We start from the raw sequence: 13,281 nt of genomic DNA, 5'->3' as shown, positions 1-13,281 counted from the left end.
CGCCCGGTCACCCGGGGACGGGCGGCTCCTGGCCGAGGGCGTGGGCGATGACCGCCGAGTAGTCCAGGCCCCCCAGCCCCGCTTTCTCGGCGTCCTCCATCCACGACCGGGCGGCGGCTCCCACACGGAGGTCGACGCCGTTCTCGGCGGCGGCGTCGGCGACCAGCCCGAGGTCCTTGACGGCGAGGGCCAGCTTGAAGTTGGGCGGCGAGTAGCGGCGCGACTCCACGTTGGCGCGCTTGCTGCGGACGGTCACGCCGATGGGCGACTCGGCGAGCACGTCGAGCACCGCCGAGCGGTCGAGCCCGAGCCCGTCCGCCAGCGCCAGCGCCTCGGCCAGGCCCGTCATCAGCGCACCCAGGGTGGAGTTCGCCACCAGCTTCATGGACGCCCCGGCGCCGAGCGGGCCGAGCAGGACGGGGTGACCCAGGTGGGCCAGGACGCCCTCCCAGCGCCGGAACAACCCGGCGTCGCCGCCCACGAACACCTTGAGGGAGCCGTCGCCCGCCTGCGGCACGCTGCCCAGGACGGGAGCGTCCAGCATGGTCACGGGCTCGGGCAGGCGGGACCGGACGGCGTGGACCGCCGCCGGCCCGATGGTCGACATCTCGACGACGGTGCTGCCCCCGGCTATGGCCGCAGCCGCCCCGTGGTCGCCGAACAGCACGGCGTCGACGGCGCCGGGCGCCGACAGCATGGTGAACAGCGCGTCAGCGCCCTCCGCCGCCTCGGCGGGCGAGCCGGCGAGGCGCGCGCCCCGCTCGACGAGCGGTACCGCCCGCTCCCGCGTCCGGTTCCAGACGGTCACGTCGTGGCCGGCGTCGACCAGCCGGCCCGCCATCGGCGCGCCCATCTGCCCGAGCCCGCAGAAGCCCAGCCTCGCCATGGCGCCAGTCAAGCAGCCGCCGCCGGGTGTCGTGCCGGGGGCCGGAACGGGGGCATACCTACGGGGAGCCGCCGACCGAGGAGGACCGATGGGCCGTCTCGCCGCCGGTCACCACCGTCGTGCTCACCCTCGTCGCCGCCCCGCCGGGGCCGCTCCCGGCGCGGGACGGCCGTTCCCGGACGTCATCGCCCTTCCGACCGGAGTCCAGCCCGAGGGCATCGCGTCGGGGCGGGAACGACGTTCTACGTCGGCTCCATCCCGACCGGGGCGGAGCACCGGGGTGACCTGCGGACGGGCGTGGTCGAGGAGGCCCCGCTCGTCCCCGCTCGGGCCGGGCAGTCGGCCATCGGCGTGGAGGAGGCCGGCGGCCTCCTGTTCGTCGCCGGGGGGAACACGGGCAAGGCGTTCGTGTACGACGCCGCCACCGGCGAGGACGTGGCGGTGCTGACCCTCACCACGGGGGCGACGTTCGTCAACGACGTGGTGGTCACCCGCCGGGCCGCGTTCTTCACCGACTCGGTGAACCCGGTGCTCTACCGGGTCGACCGCGAGACGCTGGAGGTCGGCGTCCTCCCCCTCAACGGCGACCTCGTCCACGTCGCCGGGTTCAACGTGGACGGCATCGACGCCAGGCCTGACGGCGCGACCCTGGTGCTGGTGCAGTCGAACACCGGGCGGCTGTTCACCGCCGACGCCGAGACGGGCGCGACGCAGGGGATCGAGCTGGCCACCGGCGAGGCCGTCCCCGCGGGCGACGGCATCCTGCTGCACGGCCGGACGCTGTACGTCGTCCAGAACCGGCTGAACCGGGCCACCGAGGTCCGCCTCTCGGGTGACCTGGCGACGGGCACGGTGGTGGGGCGGACGGCGAACGCGGCGTTCGACGTGCCGAGCACGATCGCCCGCTTCGGCTCCCGGCTCTACGCCGTCAACGCCCGCTTCGGCACGGCGAACGCGGGGACGGCCGCCTACCCGGTGGTGGGGTTCCCCCGGCCGTGACCCGGCCGGCCGCCGATGAGGGCCTGCTCGGGCTCGGCGCCGTGGCGAGGAGGATGTCGAGGTCGTCGTCGGGCCGACCGATGACGTGGGCGCCCATCGGCGGTTCATGCGGCAGGAACAGGCGATATTCGCCCACTCTTGCCGCATGAACAACGCCGCCCGTCGGGGAACTCGCCAGGCGAGCGCGATCCAGAGATGCCGGTAGGTCGCGGCGAGGCGGTGCTCGCCGCGGCGGCCGGTGAGGCGGCGGGTCCCGCCGCGACTTCCTGATCGGCTGGCGGTCCGCCGCCACCCTCCGGAGAGATGCCGCTCGGCTCCGGAGTGCTGTGGCGGATCTGGCCCACGGGAGAAGCCCGCGGCGAGCGGCCGCCCGAGGCCGAGGTCGTCCCCCTGACAGGGTGGGTGGGCCTGCCACCGCTGGGCGAGGCGATCGGCGTGGTGAAGCAGGCCAAGGCGGCGGTCAAGAAGGCGCTGCAGCGGGACTGAGCAGCAACTCGGGCCCAAGGCGCCACAGCCTGCCGGTGGTCGTCTCCGCCCTGGTCCATCGCCACCAGGCGCCCGTCGGCCAGGAAGCCGAGCCCGTAGGCGTTACGCAACCCCCACGCCACCAGTTCCAGCTCGGAGCCGTCGAGGCGACAGCGCATGACTGCCGCCGTGCACGGCAGGTGGGCGTTCGGCCACCAGCTCGGCGCCCGCCTGCGCCGTCACGGGCGGGCCACCGGCGACGGCTCACGTTCTGTCATGCGCGACAGGGCGAGAACCACCAGCCCGAGCAGGATCACCGCAGCGAACACCACTGCCCCGGTGGCGAACGAGGCGGCCAGTGCTCCGGCCACGCCGTAGAGCACGGCAGCGGGCAGCGATCCCACCAGGGCGGCCACCATAGAGGTGCGCCAGCCGAGGGGCGACGCTCCCGCCATGAAGGCTGTCGTCTCGGCCAGGATCGGCACCGGCCGCGTCACCACGATGGCGAGCACCCCCCATCGGAGCAGGAGTTGCTCGGCACGGCTGCGTTCCTCCTCGGCCACCAGGCGCGCCATGGCCCGCTCGCCCCGACGGCCGAGGGCGAACCCCAATGAGAAGGCACCCACGGATCCGACGAGGGACAGGGCGGCGCCGAACACGATGCCGAACAGGGCGCCGTGCGCCAGCATCACCCCGCTGGAGGGCACCGGAAGGAAGACGTCGGCCCCGAGGAGCCCGATCCCGGTGCCAGCGGCGAGAACTCCTCCTCCAGCATCGAGGAGCGGCCTCGGGTCACTCAGCGGTTCCACGCCCAGCGCCTCGACTACCGCAAAGGTGAGAAGCATCGCCGCCATCACGGCAGCAGGCACGGTCCAGTACCGCCTGGTGGGCACGATGTCACCGGACGCTAGCGCTCGCCGGACCCGCCTCCCGGCTGGCGTCTGCTGACTCCACACGGACGGGGTAGCCGCTCATGTGCGGTGGCAATCGCTGCGTCCGATCCCGGTCCACTCCGAGTGCCGTCCTACGGGGTCTACGCCGAAGCGAGCGACGGCCCCCAAGTGACTACGCTGGCGGCGACATGCCGCAGCGTCGACGGAGTCTCGTTCTGTTGCTGCTGACGGCGCTCGCCACGTTTGCGCTGACGTCGGCGGGAGCCCCCGGCGGCGCTCACTCGTCGGCGCCTCAGAACAGGGCGGACGCGGCCTTTGCCATCGACGGGGACGTCGACGCCTTGACCGCCCGGCTCACCGGCTCCGACCGGCGGGATGCGCCACAGCGAACGTCGACGCAGCGATTCTTGCTGCTCGCGATCGTCGCTGCCCTTCTCGGACTTCATCGCTTCGGCCGACCAAGGGCGCTGCGATTCGACCAGCCCGGGCCGCTCCGGGTGTCGTTGTGGTCGCCGTCGGTCGGACGGGCACCACCTTTCCTCCAGCTCGCGATCGCCTGATCCGATCCGCGCCGGCCTACCGCCGGCAGAGCTGGAGGAACCCACATGTCGAGCGCGTCTCGTTGGCGCGCCGTCGCCGCACTGGTTGCGGTGGTCGGCGCGACGGCCCTGGCGTTCACCCGCTCCCCTCGTCTCGGACTGGACCTGGAGGGTGGAACGCAGATCGTCCTGGAAGCCCAGGACACAGAACGGGTGGAGGTGGACGGGGACGTGGCGTCGCGCACCGTGGAGGTGCTGCGGCGCCGGGTTGACGCGCTCGGCGTGGCCGAGCCCACCCTGCAACGCTCGGGCGAGCGACGCATCATCGTGGAGCTGCCCGGGGTGGCCGACCCCGACGAGGCGGTGGAGGTCATCGGTCGCACGGCGCAGCTCGAGTTCCGCCCGGTGCTCGGGGTCGACGCCGGCCCTGCCGAAACGCCGAGCAGTGGACCACCACCACCACCACAAGGCCCCGAGGACGAGATCTTCGAGAGCGAGGACGGCGAAGAACTGCGGCTCGGTCCGCCCGCGCTGGCGGGGGAGGCGGTCGGCTCCGCGCGGGCGCAGGTGGCGGTCGATCTCGGCGCCTCCTGGCACGTCGTGGTGAGCTTCCGGGGCGACGGCGGCCGCCAGTGGGCGGCGCTGACGGGCGAGGCCGCCTGCGCGCCGGCGGGCGACCCCCGGCGCAGGGTGGCCATCGTGTTGGACCGCGAGGTCGTCTCCAGCCCCCAGGTGAGCCCGGAGGTGGCGTGCGGCGAGGGGATCGCCGGCGGCGAGACCTCCATCACCGGCAGCTTCAGCGAAGGCGAGGCCAAGGACCTGGCGCTGTTGATCCGAGCCGGCGCGTTGCCGGTGCCGGTGGAGATCGTCGAGCAGCGCACCGTCGGGCCCACGCTGGGCGACGCCGCCATCCGGGCCAGTGTGCTGGCGGCCGCCATCGGCGCCGCTTTGACCATCCTGTACATGGTCGCCTACTACCGCCTGCTCGGCGTGCTCGCGGCGCTGGCACTGATGGTCTACGGGCTGCTCTCCTACGCCACCCTCCTCGCCATCGGCGCCACGCTCACCCTGCCCGGCATCGCCGGGTTCATCCTGGCCATCGGCATGGCGGTGGACGCCAACGTGCTGGTCTTCGAGCGGGCCAAGGACGAACACGAGGCCGGCCGCGGCGTCCGACCGGCCACCGTGGCGGGCTTTCGGCGGGCGTGGTCGGCCATCGCCGACTCCAACGCCACCACCCTGCTCGCCGCCGTGCTGTTGTTCTTCTTCGCCTCCGGTGCCGTGCGGGGCTTCGGCATCACGCTGTCGGTGGGTGTGCTCGTCTCCATGTTCTCGGCCCTGGTCGTCACCCGCGCCCTCGTCGAGGCGGTCCTGCGCTGGCGGCGGGTGCTCGCCGCCCCTGGGGTTCTCGGCCTGCGCGTGGGCGGCCGGCTCCGGAGCTGGTTGGCCGAGCGCGGCCCCGACCTGCTCGGTCGCCGACGGCTGTGGTTCGCCATCTCCGCCGGCGTCCTCCTCGTCGCAGTGGCCGGCATCGCCACCCGGGGCCTGAGCTACGGGCTCGAGTTCTCCGGCGGGCGCCTCATCGAGTACCAGACCGAGCGCCCGGCCGACCTCACCGCCGTGCGCCAGGAGCTGGCCGACGCCGGGCTTCCACGCGCCGTGGTGCAGGAGTCCGGCGACGGGAACGTCACGGTGCGGACCGGCAAGGTCACCGCCGCCCAGGAGGACGACGTCGCCGCCGCCGTGCGGAGTGCGGGTGGGGACGCCCAGGAGGTCCGTGACGAGTTCGTGGGGCCGACCATCGGCGACGAGCTGCGCCGCAAGGCCTTCATCGCCCTGGGCCTCGCCCTCGCCGCCCAGCTCGCCTACCTGGCCGTCCGCTTCCGCTGGACCTACGCCACGGCCGCTGTGGCCGCCATGTTCCACGACGTCACCATCCTGCTCGGGGTGTTCGCCTGGCTCGGCAAGGAGCTCGACGGGGTGTTCCTCGCCGCCATGTTGACGGTGATCGGCTACTCGATCAACGACTCGGTGGTGGTGTTCGACCGGATCCGCGAGCAGCGCCGGGCCCGCTCGGGCGAGTCCCTGGCCGAGGTGGCGAACGACGCCTGCCTGCAGACCATCCCCAGGACCATCAACACCGGCCTCGGCGCCTTGTTCATCTTGGTGGCCCTGTACCTCCTGGGCGGGGCGACGTTGACCGACTTCGCCCTGGCCCTGCTCATCGGGATCGTGGTGGGCACCTATTCGTCGATCTTCACCGCCGCTCCGCTGGCCGTCGCCCTGGAACGACCTGGCCCGCTCCCGCCCGCCCGCGCCGCTCCACCCCTCAAGCCCCGGCAGAGCGCCTCGGGCGGCGACCGGCTCGACGAGGCCGAACCGGCACCGTCGCCGCCCTCTGCCCGGGTGCTCGTCCCGGTCCGCTCGCCGCAGCCGGTGCCGCGACCGCGCAAGAACCGACGTCGAGGAGGACGCCGACGATGAATCCATCCGAGCCCCGCCGCCGTCTCGTCACCGGGGACGTCACCGAGGTGGCGCTGCCCGGCATCGGCCAGCGCTACGACGTGCCCACCGTCGAAGGCGGCACCGTCACCGTGGTGATCCACCACTCCGGGCGACGCGACCTCTACGTCCTTCGCGGCGGCGACCAGCCCCAGGCGGCGGTGGCCCTCACGGACTCCCAGGCGCGCACGCTGGGCGCCATCCTGGGCGGCGCCTACTTCAAGCCCGCCGTCGTCGAGGAGATCGAGGCGGTCATCGGCGGCCTGCTCATCGACTGGGTGACCCTGGACGAGAACTCGCCGGGGACGGGCAGGACCATCGCCGACCTCCAGGTCCGCAGCGAAACGAAGATGACCATCGCCGCCATCCTGCGCGACCACGAGACCCTCGTCGCCCCCGAGCCGTCGGAGACCCTGCGCGCCGGGGACCGCCTGGTGGTCATCGGCCGCCAGGAGGACCTGCCCGGGTTCCGTCGCCACGTCGTGCGCCGCTGAGCAGTGGGCGACACCCTCGTCGCGGTGGGAGGCGCCTTCCTGGCCGCCGGCCTGCTGGCCCGGGCCGGTCGGCGCGTTGGGCTGCCCACCATCCCGTTCTTCATGGCCGCCGGGGTCATCTTCGGCCCCAACACACCCGGCCTCGCCCTGGTCGAGGACCCTCACGACCTGGAGCTGCTGGCTGCCCTCGGGCTGATCCTGTTGTTGTTCCACCTCGGCCTCGAGTTCAGCCTCAACGACCTGGTCGCGGGGGGGCGCCGGCTGCTCGGGATCGGCTCCATCTACCTGCTGCTCAACGTCGGCGGTGGGTTCCTGCTCGGGCTCGCCTTCGGCTGGGGAACCAGCGAGGCACTGGTCATCGCCGGTGCCGTGGGCATCTCGTCGTCGGCCATCGTGACCAAGCTGCTCGTCGAGCTGCGCCGGCTGGCCAATCCCGAGAGCCGCCTGATCCTCGGCGTCATCGTGGTGGAGGACATCTTCCTCGCCTTCTACCTGGCCCTGCTCCAGCCGGTGCTGGGCGACGCGCAGGGGGCGGCCGACGCCGCACTCCAGTTCGGCGCCGCCTTCGTGTTCCTCGTCTCCCTCGGCGCCGTCGCCCGCTGGGGAGCGGGGATGGTCGGCCGCCTCGTCGACAGCCCCGACGACGAGCTGCTCACCGTCTGCTTCGTCGGCGTCGCCGTCCTCGTCGCCGGCGTGGCCGAGGAGCTCGGCGTCTCCGATGCCATCGGCGCGTTCATGGCCGGCCTCATCCTGGCCGAGAGCCCCGTCGCCCACCGCATCGAGCGGCTGGTGCTCCCGCTGCGCGACGCCTTCGCGGCAGCCTTCTTCTTCGCCTTCGGTCTCACCATCGACCCCGGCGACGCCTGGGAGGTGGCCGGGCCGGTGGCGGTGGCGGTGGCCCTGTCCGTCGTGTTGAACCTGGCCGCCGGGGTCATCGCGGCTCGCCTCCAGGGCTATGGGCGGGCGGCGGCGGCCAACATCGGGTTGACGATCCTGGGGCGAGGCGAGTTCTCGCTCATCCTCGCCACGCTGGCGGCCTCCGCCGGCCTCGACGCCCGCATCGGCCCGTTCGTGGCCCTCTACGTCCTGGTCCTGGCCATGCTCGGACCCCTCCTTGCCGCCCGGGCGCCCTCGCTCGCCCGCCTGCTCCCGGGCCGTCTCTTCGCCGCCGAGTCGCACCCGGCGACCAACGTCTCCGTTCCCGGGGCGCCGAGTGGCTAGCTCGATCCCGAGCGCCGCCGTCACCGTGGCCCTCGCCGCCGCGTTCGGCGTGGCGTGGCATCTCGGGTTGTGGCTGGCCGTCGTCGCCATGGTCGCCACCGCCATCACCTTGGTGGCGTGCCAGCGCCTGGGCGAGCTGGTGGTGGCACGGCGGGCGGCGGCGTGGGCCCTCTACGCCCCGCAGGGCACGACGCCAGCGAGCCACCTCGAGCGCACCCTCGCCGCCGACCTCGCCACCGTCGCCGTGGGCGACGCCAGCGTGCTCGACCACAGCATCACCCGGGCTCACGACACGATCGCCGATCCGTGGGTACGAGGGCTCGCCGTCGAACGCCTTCAGCTGGCCAAGGAGCTCCTCGCCGACGGGGCGCTGCCGCACCCGCCTCCCCCACTCGAGGCACTTGCCGCTCCAGCCACCCGGTGGACGGCCGTCGCGGCGACGGTCGGGTTGACCCTCGCCGCCGTCGCGACCCGCCAGCACCTGCTCCTCGTGCCGTTGACCCTCACCATGGTCGTGGTCGCCATCGGCTGGGGCGAGGCGAGACGGCGGGATCGGCTGCCCAGGCTGCTGTGCCAGGAGGCATCCGCCCCACCGCCTAGAGGAGTGATCTTGATGCCTGAGAGCGCGGTCGTCGCCGCCCTCTCTTCCCTGACCGGGTCGCGGCGGCGCGTTCTGGCCGACGCCATGGCTCTGGTCGTCCACCGACGCTCTCCGCGTGGCGACCTCGGGCTGCACCGCCTCACCCTCGCCCGCCAGTGCGGCTGTCCTCAACCACGACCCACCCTGACCACCGCGGTCGTTTCGTGGGCGGTGTGCGCCGCCGTGATCGTCGTGGTGCTCGCGGTGCTGTGACGGAACGTCCGAACGCGACAGGAAGGAACCTCATGATCCTAGACAGCGGCACCTCCTCGCGAGACGGCGTGAAGCCACCGGGGCGGCCGTCATCTGGGGTCGCAGCCTGGCGAACGTTCTCTGGCGGTAGGCGAACGGCGACGGAGCGATGAACGGCACCACCACCACCGGGCGACCGACCGGTGGAGCGCCATTCCGCGTCCGCCGGGCGGGGACTGCGGGCTTCGCGGTCGCCGGTCTGGTCGTTGTGATGCTGGTCGCGGTACCTCGCTTCCTCGACGCCCCGCACCTGGTTGACCGATTGACCGTGGAGAACCCCACCGGCTACGACATCTCCATCGACGCGACCGACCACCGACGCCAGGGGTGGGTCCGGTTGGGCACGGCGCATCGCGGCACCACCTCGACGTTCGAGGAGATCGTCGACCAGGGCGACGTATGGATCTTCCGGTTCTCGGCACAGGGCGAGGACGGCGGAGAATTGCAGGCCCCCCGCCAGCAGCTCGAACGCGACGGGTGGCGGGTTCGGGTCCCGACGGAGGTCGGTGAGCAGTTGAAGGTGGCTGGGGCCCCCTTGCCGCCGTAGCCGGGTGTGTGGAGACGCCGGACCCACATCGCCCGGCGTCGCGGTCGGGCGCGCGGCGGGGGGCGAGGGACGTGGTGTGGTCGCCAGAAGCTCGAAGTGTCAGCCGTGGCTGGTCGGGTCGCTACCTGACGTCCCCCGCCGGGACACGGTGTTGGTTGGGAGGGAGAGCACGACGGGCTCGCCGGCGACCAGCGGGAAGGTGTTCGCGTGATGACTCATCAGACTGCCAAGCGGCCAGTGTGCGAAGCGAGCCGTCGGCGGGTTGACCGCCCGCGCCGGTGAAGTCGTGCACCGGCTTCTGGCCGTGTGCCATGAGCCAGGCTCTTCCTCATTTCCTCGGAACCATTGTGATGGTTGCAGGGTCGTGGGGGGCATGGAGGCCGAAGCGCTGGTCGGGCACGCTGAAGCGCTGGCACGTGGTGTCGATCGGACCGCCGCGCTGGAGGGCGTCTTTCGGCGCGAGTACGACGCCATGCCGCGCCTGGCGCACCTCGCAGCTGGCAGCGCCGACGGATCCTGGAGCGGGCTGCGCGTGGACGAGACCGACCTGGTCCTATACCGCGACGAGCTCGGCCGCCGAACCGTGACTGGCCCGGCGAGGGCGGCACCAGCGTGACCGTGAGCACCTTCGGCCTCGACGACGATGAGCTGGCCGCCCTGGTGGCCGGCTTGCGCAGCGGGTCGGCGCTGGAGGTGCGGCCCGCCCTGCCGAGCGGTTTCTCCGAGCTGTCCCGAACGGCCCTGCCGGTGTCGGGCGGTGAGCAGGTTCACGTCCCGACGACGCCGCACCGCTGTCGACGGCGGCGAGGCCGGCGGGCCGGGACTGGAACCTGGAGGCGAAGTCGCACCAACGAGCAACCAGCGACTCAGCCTCGTACCGCGGCGTTCGCCGCAGCCACCGGCGCCGCAGAAGACTCCGCACCGGGCGGTTCCGCTGCGGCCAGCGGGGTGTCGTCGTCCTGGGGCGGCCTCTGCGGCGGCGACAGCTTCCGTGACGCCAGCGCCACCGCGATGCCGAGGGCGCCCCCGACGAGCACGTCGGAGGGGTAGTGCGCTCTCTTGCGGACCAGCGACCAGTGTACCGCCATCGTGCCCAGGGAGAGCGGGACGAACAGCTTCGGCAGCTCCTGGGAGGCTCCGAACACGAAGGCGAGGTCCGCCGCCGCGTGGCCGGAGGGGAACGAGGAGGTGAAGGGGCCCAGCTGGTGGAGGGCGGCGCCGGGAGGATGGCGACGACCCACCGCCGCCTTGATGGGGAGGTGGGCGGCCGCCGCACCGAGGTAGCAGGCTCCCCCACGTATGGCGGCGCGTCGACCTCGCGGCCCGAACAGCGAGATGAGACCGGCCAGCGCCGCCCAGCTCGGAGGGCGCTGTACGACATCGCCGACCCGGCTGAACGGCGTCGACCCCTTGCGCGACCCCTTCCCGACGAGCCGGCTGACCAGCCGGTCTTCGGCCGATCGTGCGCCCAATTTGGTGGCTCCCATCATGGTGAGGCTTCCTCTCTGCTCGAAGTTGGAGGTCCGATCCCGGCACTCACCGGAGTGGCGGCGCCGCCCGGGACGACGCCGCCGTCGGCCGACACCGGCGAGGGCACATCGATGGAGCACTCGACAGCGATGAAGCGGAACGATCCCATTCTGCCGTTGAACTCGATGAACACCGGTCCGAGAAGGTCCATGGCGTGGGCGCCCCAGAGATCCATCTCGACGACCCTCCACTGCCCCGCAAAGGCTCGTCACTCACGGCGCAAGTCCGGATCACGAGGGGCCGGCTCAGCTACGGCTCGCAACCGGAGGCTTCAGGGGTCGAGCGCCTCTCCTTGCCCCGTCATGGCAATGCCCGCGAGCATGAGGACGTACGGGGATCGAGCAGTCCGTCGTACACCCCAGCGAGTGCCGAGCACCGAGTGCTGCCTCCCGGGCGATGGTAGCCAGCGTGGGGGTGGTTCTCGGAGCGATGTCGGATGCCGGTGGGGAGTTCCTGATCGCCCGCGAAACGCCCTTGGCAGCAAGGGCAGAACCGGCCGTAGTCCCGTCGCGTGCGCAGCTTCCCGGGATCGCCCCACCCTGATCTCGCCGTCAGCTCTGTTACGGAACATCGGGGTTGCCCGACCTGTGAAGCGGACAACCGTCGACGCCGGCACTTGCGATGAACCAGTCGCCGGGCGGGATGGCGTGGCGCTCGCCGTGCTGGTGTGCGAGACGGATCGGCGAGTCGAAGGGCGCCGAAGCGCACTCCCGAGCTCCGGCGGCAGGCGCGCCGACGCCCTACGGCGCGCAGCGCCGTTCATGCATCGGGCGCGCCCTGGCCCGGCGATGACGGCGGAGCACGGAGCAGCGGCGCGAGCGCCCTGGCCACCGCTGAAGGCTGGCGCACGGCGAGGTGGTGGTCTCCGTCCACCACGTGGAGCTCGGTCCGCACTCCCGCGACCCCCACCTCGTCGGTCAGCGCCCTGACGTAGTGGACAGGGGCGGTGGTGTCACGCTCGCCATGGAGCAGGGTGACGGGCACCGCAAGGGCGCCCAGGTCGTCGGCCACCCGATGGCCCAGCACCACGCCCTCGAGGGTGCGGTGGTACGAGGCCCAGGTGTGGAGGGCGCCGTCGGCGGCGATGGAGGGAGGCAGGTCCCGCATGAGCACAGGGGCGATGGCGGTGGCCAGCGGCCGCAACCGGCACATGGCGATGCACAGCGTGCGGGCCAGGGGATTGCCGTCCACGGTGAGGCGCGCCAGCAGCCCGAGGCGGCCGACCTCGCGGCGGGCGGTGGCTTCGTCGGCGAAGGCGGGGAGGCCGAGAAGGAGCAGGGCGGCCACGGAACGAGGACGGGCGGCGGCGAGGGCGGCGGCCAGGATGGCGCCGGTGGAGTGGCCGACCACGACGGCCGCGCCGGCGGGAAGCAGCGGCGCCAGCGCCTCGAGGTGGCAGGCGACGTCGTAGCTGGCGCAGGGCGGTTTGGGCGAGCGGCCGAAGCCGAGCAGGTCGGGAGCCACGGCGGCATAGCCGGAGCTGGCCTCGGCCAAGGGCTCCCAGTAGCGAGAGGAAGCGCCGAGGCCGTGCAGCAGCACGACCGGCGGGCCCTGGCCCCAGGTGCGGGCGAACAGCGCGGGTGCGCTCATCCGCGCTCAGCGGGCAGGCGGGCGAGCACGGCCAGATAGACGGCGAGGGCGGCGAGGAAGACCGCGAACCAGGTGAGGTTGCGCCCAGGGACGAAGTGGGTGCTGATGTGGCCGAGGAACACGTCGATCCACCGCTCGTGGGCCATGCCGGCGGTGAAGAGGAAGTCGGGGAACATGGCCACGACAGTTGGCCATCTGCACGGGCGGGGCAGACTGAAACATGTGCACCCACGGACGAAAACGGAATCGACTGCCGGGAACGAACCCGACCCGCGTTGGAGCCTGGCGAACGAACGGACACTTCTCGCATACGAGAGAACGGCGCTTGGCCTCTTGGTCGCGGGTCTCGCGGTGAGCGGTAGCCAGGCGCTCGCTGACGCCCCACTGTGGTTCGCAGCCCTGGGAGTCCCTTTCATCGTCCTCAGTGCAGCAGTAGCACTGGAGGGTCGGCGGCGCTTCGTGACGGCACAGGAGGCGATGCGCACGGGTGCGCCGCTCGAAGCCCCCGTGGTCGCAACCTTGTTGCCGTGGGGCATCACCGTCCTGGCCACCATCGGTGTCGTAGCTGCCGTCGCGCAACTCGCCACGTCGGTGTAACCCCAGGCGCTCCACGTCCTCGGCAGCGGGTGAGCAGCTCACTGGACGGCTCGTCGGCCGGACGATACGACTGGTCGTGCGGCCACCGTGGCGCGCTTCCACAGGCGCTGCCGTGGTCAGTCGCCA

The 13,281-nt window shown here is 72.5% G+C and carries 16 protein-coding genes; 10 read left to right on the top strand and 6 right to left on the bottom strand.

The window, feature by feature from the left end:
* Positions 1-7: 7 nt before the first annotated feature.
* On the bottom strand, positions 8-886 hold the full coding sequence (locus VM242_01270; GenBank protein HVM03777.1) for an NAD(P)-dependent oxidoreductase: 879 nt from the start codon (positions 884-886) through the stop codon (positions 8-10).
* A 297-nt stretch (positions 887-1,183) separates the two neighbouring features.
* Here VM242_01270 and VM242_01265 point away from each other — a divergent pair, with 297 nt between their 5' ends.
* On the top strand, positions 1,184-1,885 hold the full coding sequence (locus tag VM242_01265) for a hypothetical protein (GenBank protein HVM03776.1): 702 nt from the start codon (positions 1,184-1,186) through the stop codon (positions 1,883-1,885).
* A gap of 303 nt (positions 1,886-2,188) precedes the next feature.
* Positions 2,189-2,371, top strand: coding sequence for a hypothetical protein (locus tag VM242_01260; GenBank protein ID HVM03775.1), 183 nt, complete (start codon positions 2,189-2,191; stop codon positions 2,369-2,371).
* A gap of 218 nt (positions 2,372-2,589) precedes the next feature.
* On the opposite strand, the gene VM242_01255 is transcribed toward VM242_01260, so the two are convergent.
* Positions 2,590-3,243 (bottom strand): VTT domain-containing protein, encoded by a 654-nt coding sequence (locus VM242_01255; GenBank protein HVM03774.1) that lies wholly within the window; start codon positions 3,241-3,243, stop codon positions 2,590-2,592.
* 218 nt (positions 3,244-3,461) lie between these two features.
* On the opposite strand from VM242_01255, the gene VM242_01250 reads away from it, so the two are divergent.
* The 7 genes from VM242_01250 (at position 3,462) to VM242_01220 (ending at position 10,054) form a co-directional block, all read left to right on the top strand.
* On the top strand, positions 3,462-3,803 hold the full coding sequence (locus VM242_01250; GenBank protein ID HVM03773.1) for a hypothetical protein: 342 nt from the start codon (positions 3,462-3,464) through the stop codon (positions 3,801-3,803).
* A 45-nt stretch (positions 3,804-3,848) separates the two neighbouring features.
* Positions 3,849-6,266: a protein translocase subunit SecD gene (gene secD / locus VM242_01245; protein ID HVM03772.1), complete on the top strand. Its 2,418-nt coding sequence runs from the start codon at positions 3,849-3,851 to the stop codon at positions 6,264-6,266.
* Positions 6,263-6,778, top strand: coding sequence for a TrkA C-terminal domain-containing protein (locus VM242_01240; GenBank protein HVM03771.1), 516 nt, complete (start codon positions 6,263-6,265; stop codon positions 6,776-6,778). The genes secD and VM242_01240 overlap by 4 nt, the downstream gene beginning before the upstream one ends.
* Positions 6,779-6,802: 24 nt before the next feature.
* Complete coding sequence (locus VM242_01235) at positions 6,803-7,999, top strand: cation:proton antiporter (GenBank protein HVM03770.1); 1,197 nt, start codon at positions 6,803-6,805, stop codon at positions 7,997-7,999.
* Positions 7,992-8,852, top strand: coding sequence for a hypothetical protein (locus tag VM242_01230; GenBank protein ID HVM03769.1), 861 nt, complete (start codon positions 7,992-7,994; stop codon positions 8,850-8,852). The genes VM242_01235 and VM242_01230 overlap by 8 nt, the downstream gene beginning before the upstream one ends.
* A 148-nt stretch (positions 8,853-9,000) precedes the next feature.
* On the top strand, positions 9,001-9,438 hold the full coding sequence (locus VM242_01225; GenBank protein HVM03768.1) for a hypothetical protein: 438 nt from the start codon (positions 9,001-9,003) through the stop codon (positions 9,436-9,438).
* A 373-nt stretch (positions 9,439-9,811) separates the two neighbouring features.
* Positions 9,812-10,054, top strand: coding sequence for a hypothetical protein (locus VM242_01220; protein ID HVM03767.1), 243 nt, complete (start codon positions 9,812-9,814; stop codon positions 10,052-10,054).
* Positions 10,055-10,304: 250 nt separating this feature from the next.
* Here the strand turns inward: VM242_01220 and VM242_01215 are convergent, their stop codons facing one another.
* The 4 genes from VM242_01215 to VM242_01200 form a co-directional block, all read right to left on the bottom strand.
* Positions 10,305-10,925, bottom strand: a complete 621-nt coding sequence (locus VM242_01215; protein HVM03766.1) for a phosphatase PAP2 family protein — start codon at positions 10,923-10,925, stop codon at positions 10,305-10,307.
* Positions 10,925-11,143: a hypothetical protein gene (locus tag VM242_01210; protein HVM03765.1), complete on the bottom strand. Its 219-nt coding sequence runs from the start codon at positions 11,141-11,143 to the stop codon at positions 10,925-10,927. The genes VM242_01215 and VM242_01210 overlap by 1 nt, the downstream gene beginning before the upstream one ends.
* 584 nt (positions 11,144-11,727) lie before the next feature.
* Complete coding sequence (locus VM242_01205) at positions 11,728-12,558, bottom strand: alpha/beta hydrolase (protein ID HVM03764.1); 831 nt, start codon at positions 12,556-12,558, stop codon at positions 11,728-11,730.
* Positions 12,555-12,740, bottom strand: coding sequence for a hypothetical protein (locus tag VM242_01200; protein ID HVM03763.1), 186 nt, complete (start codon positions 12,738-12,740; stop codon positions 12,555-12,557). The genes VM242_01205 and VM242_01200 overlap by 4 nt, the downstream gene beginning before the upstream one ends.
* A gap of 277 nt (positions 12,741-13,017) precedes the next feature.
* Between VM242_01200 and VM242_01195 the strand changes: the two genes are divergently transcribed.
* Positions 13,018-13,155, top strand: a complete 138-nt coding sequence (locus VM242_01195) for a hypothetical protein (protein HVM03762.1) — start codon at positions 13,018-13,020, stop codon at positions 13,153-13,155.
* Positions 13,156-13,281: the final 126 nt, after the last annotated feature.

The sequence above is a fragment of the Acidimicrobiales bacterium genome (assembly GCA_035540975.1).
Lineage (GTDB): Bacteria > Actinomycetota > Acidimicrobiia > Acidimicrobiales.
Note: the sequence above shows the minus strand (reverse complement) of the source record. Positions and strands in the feature narration are given on the sequence as shown.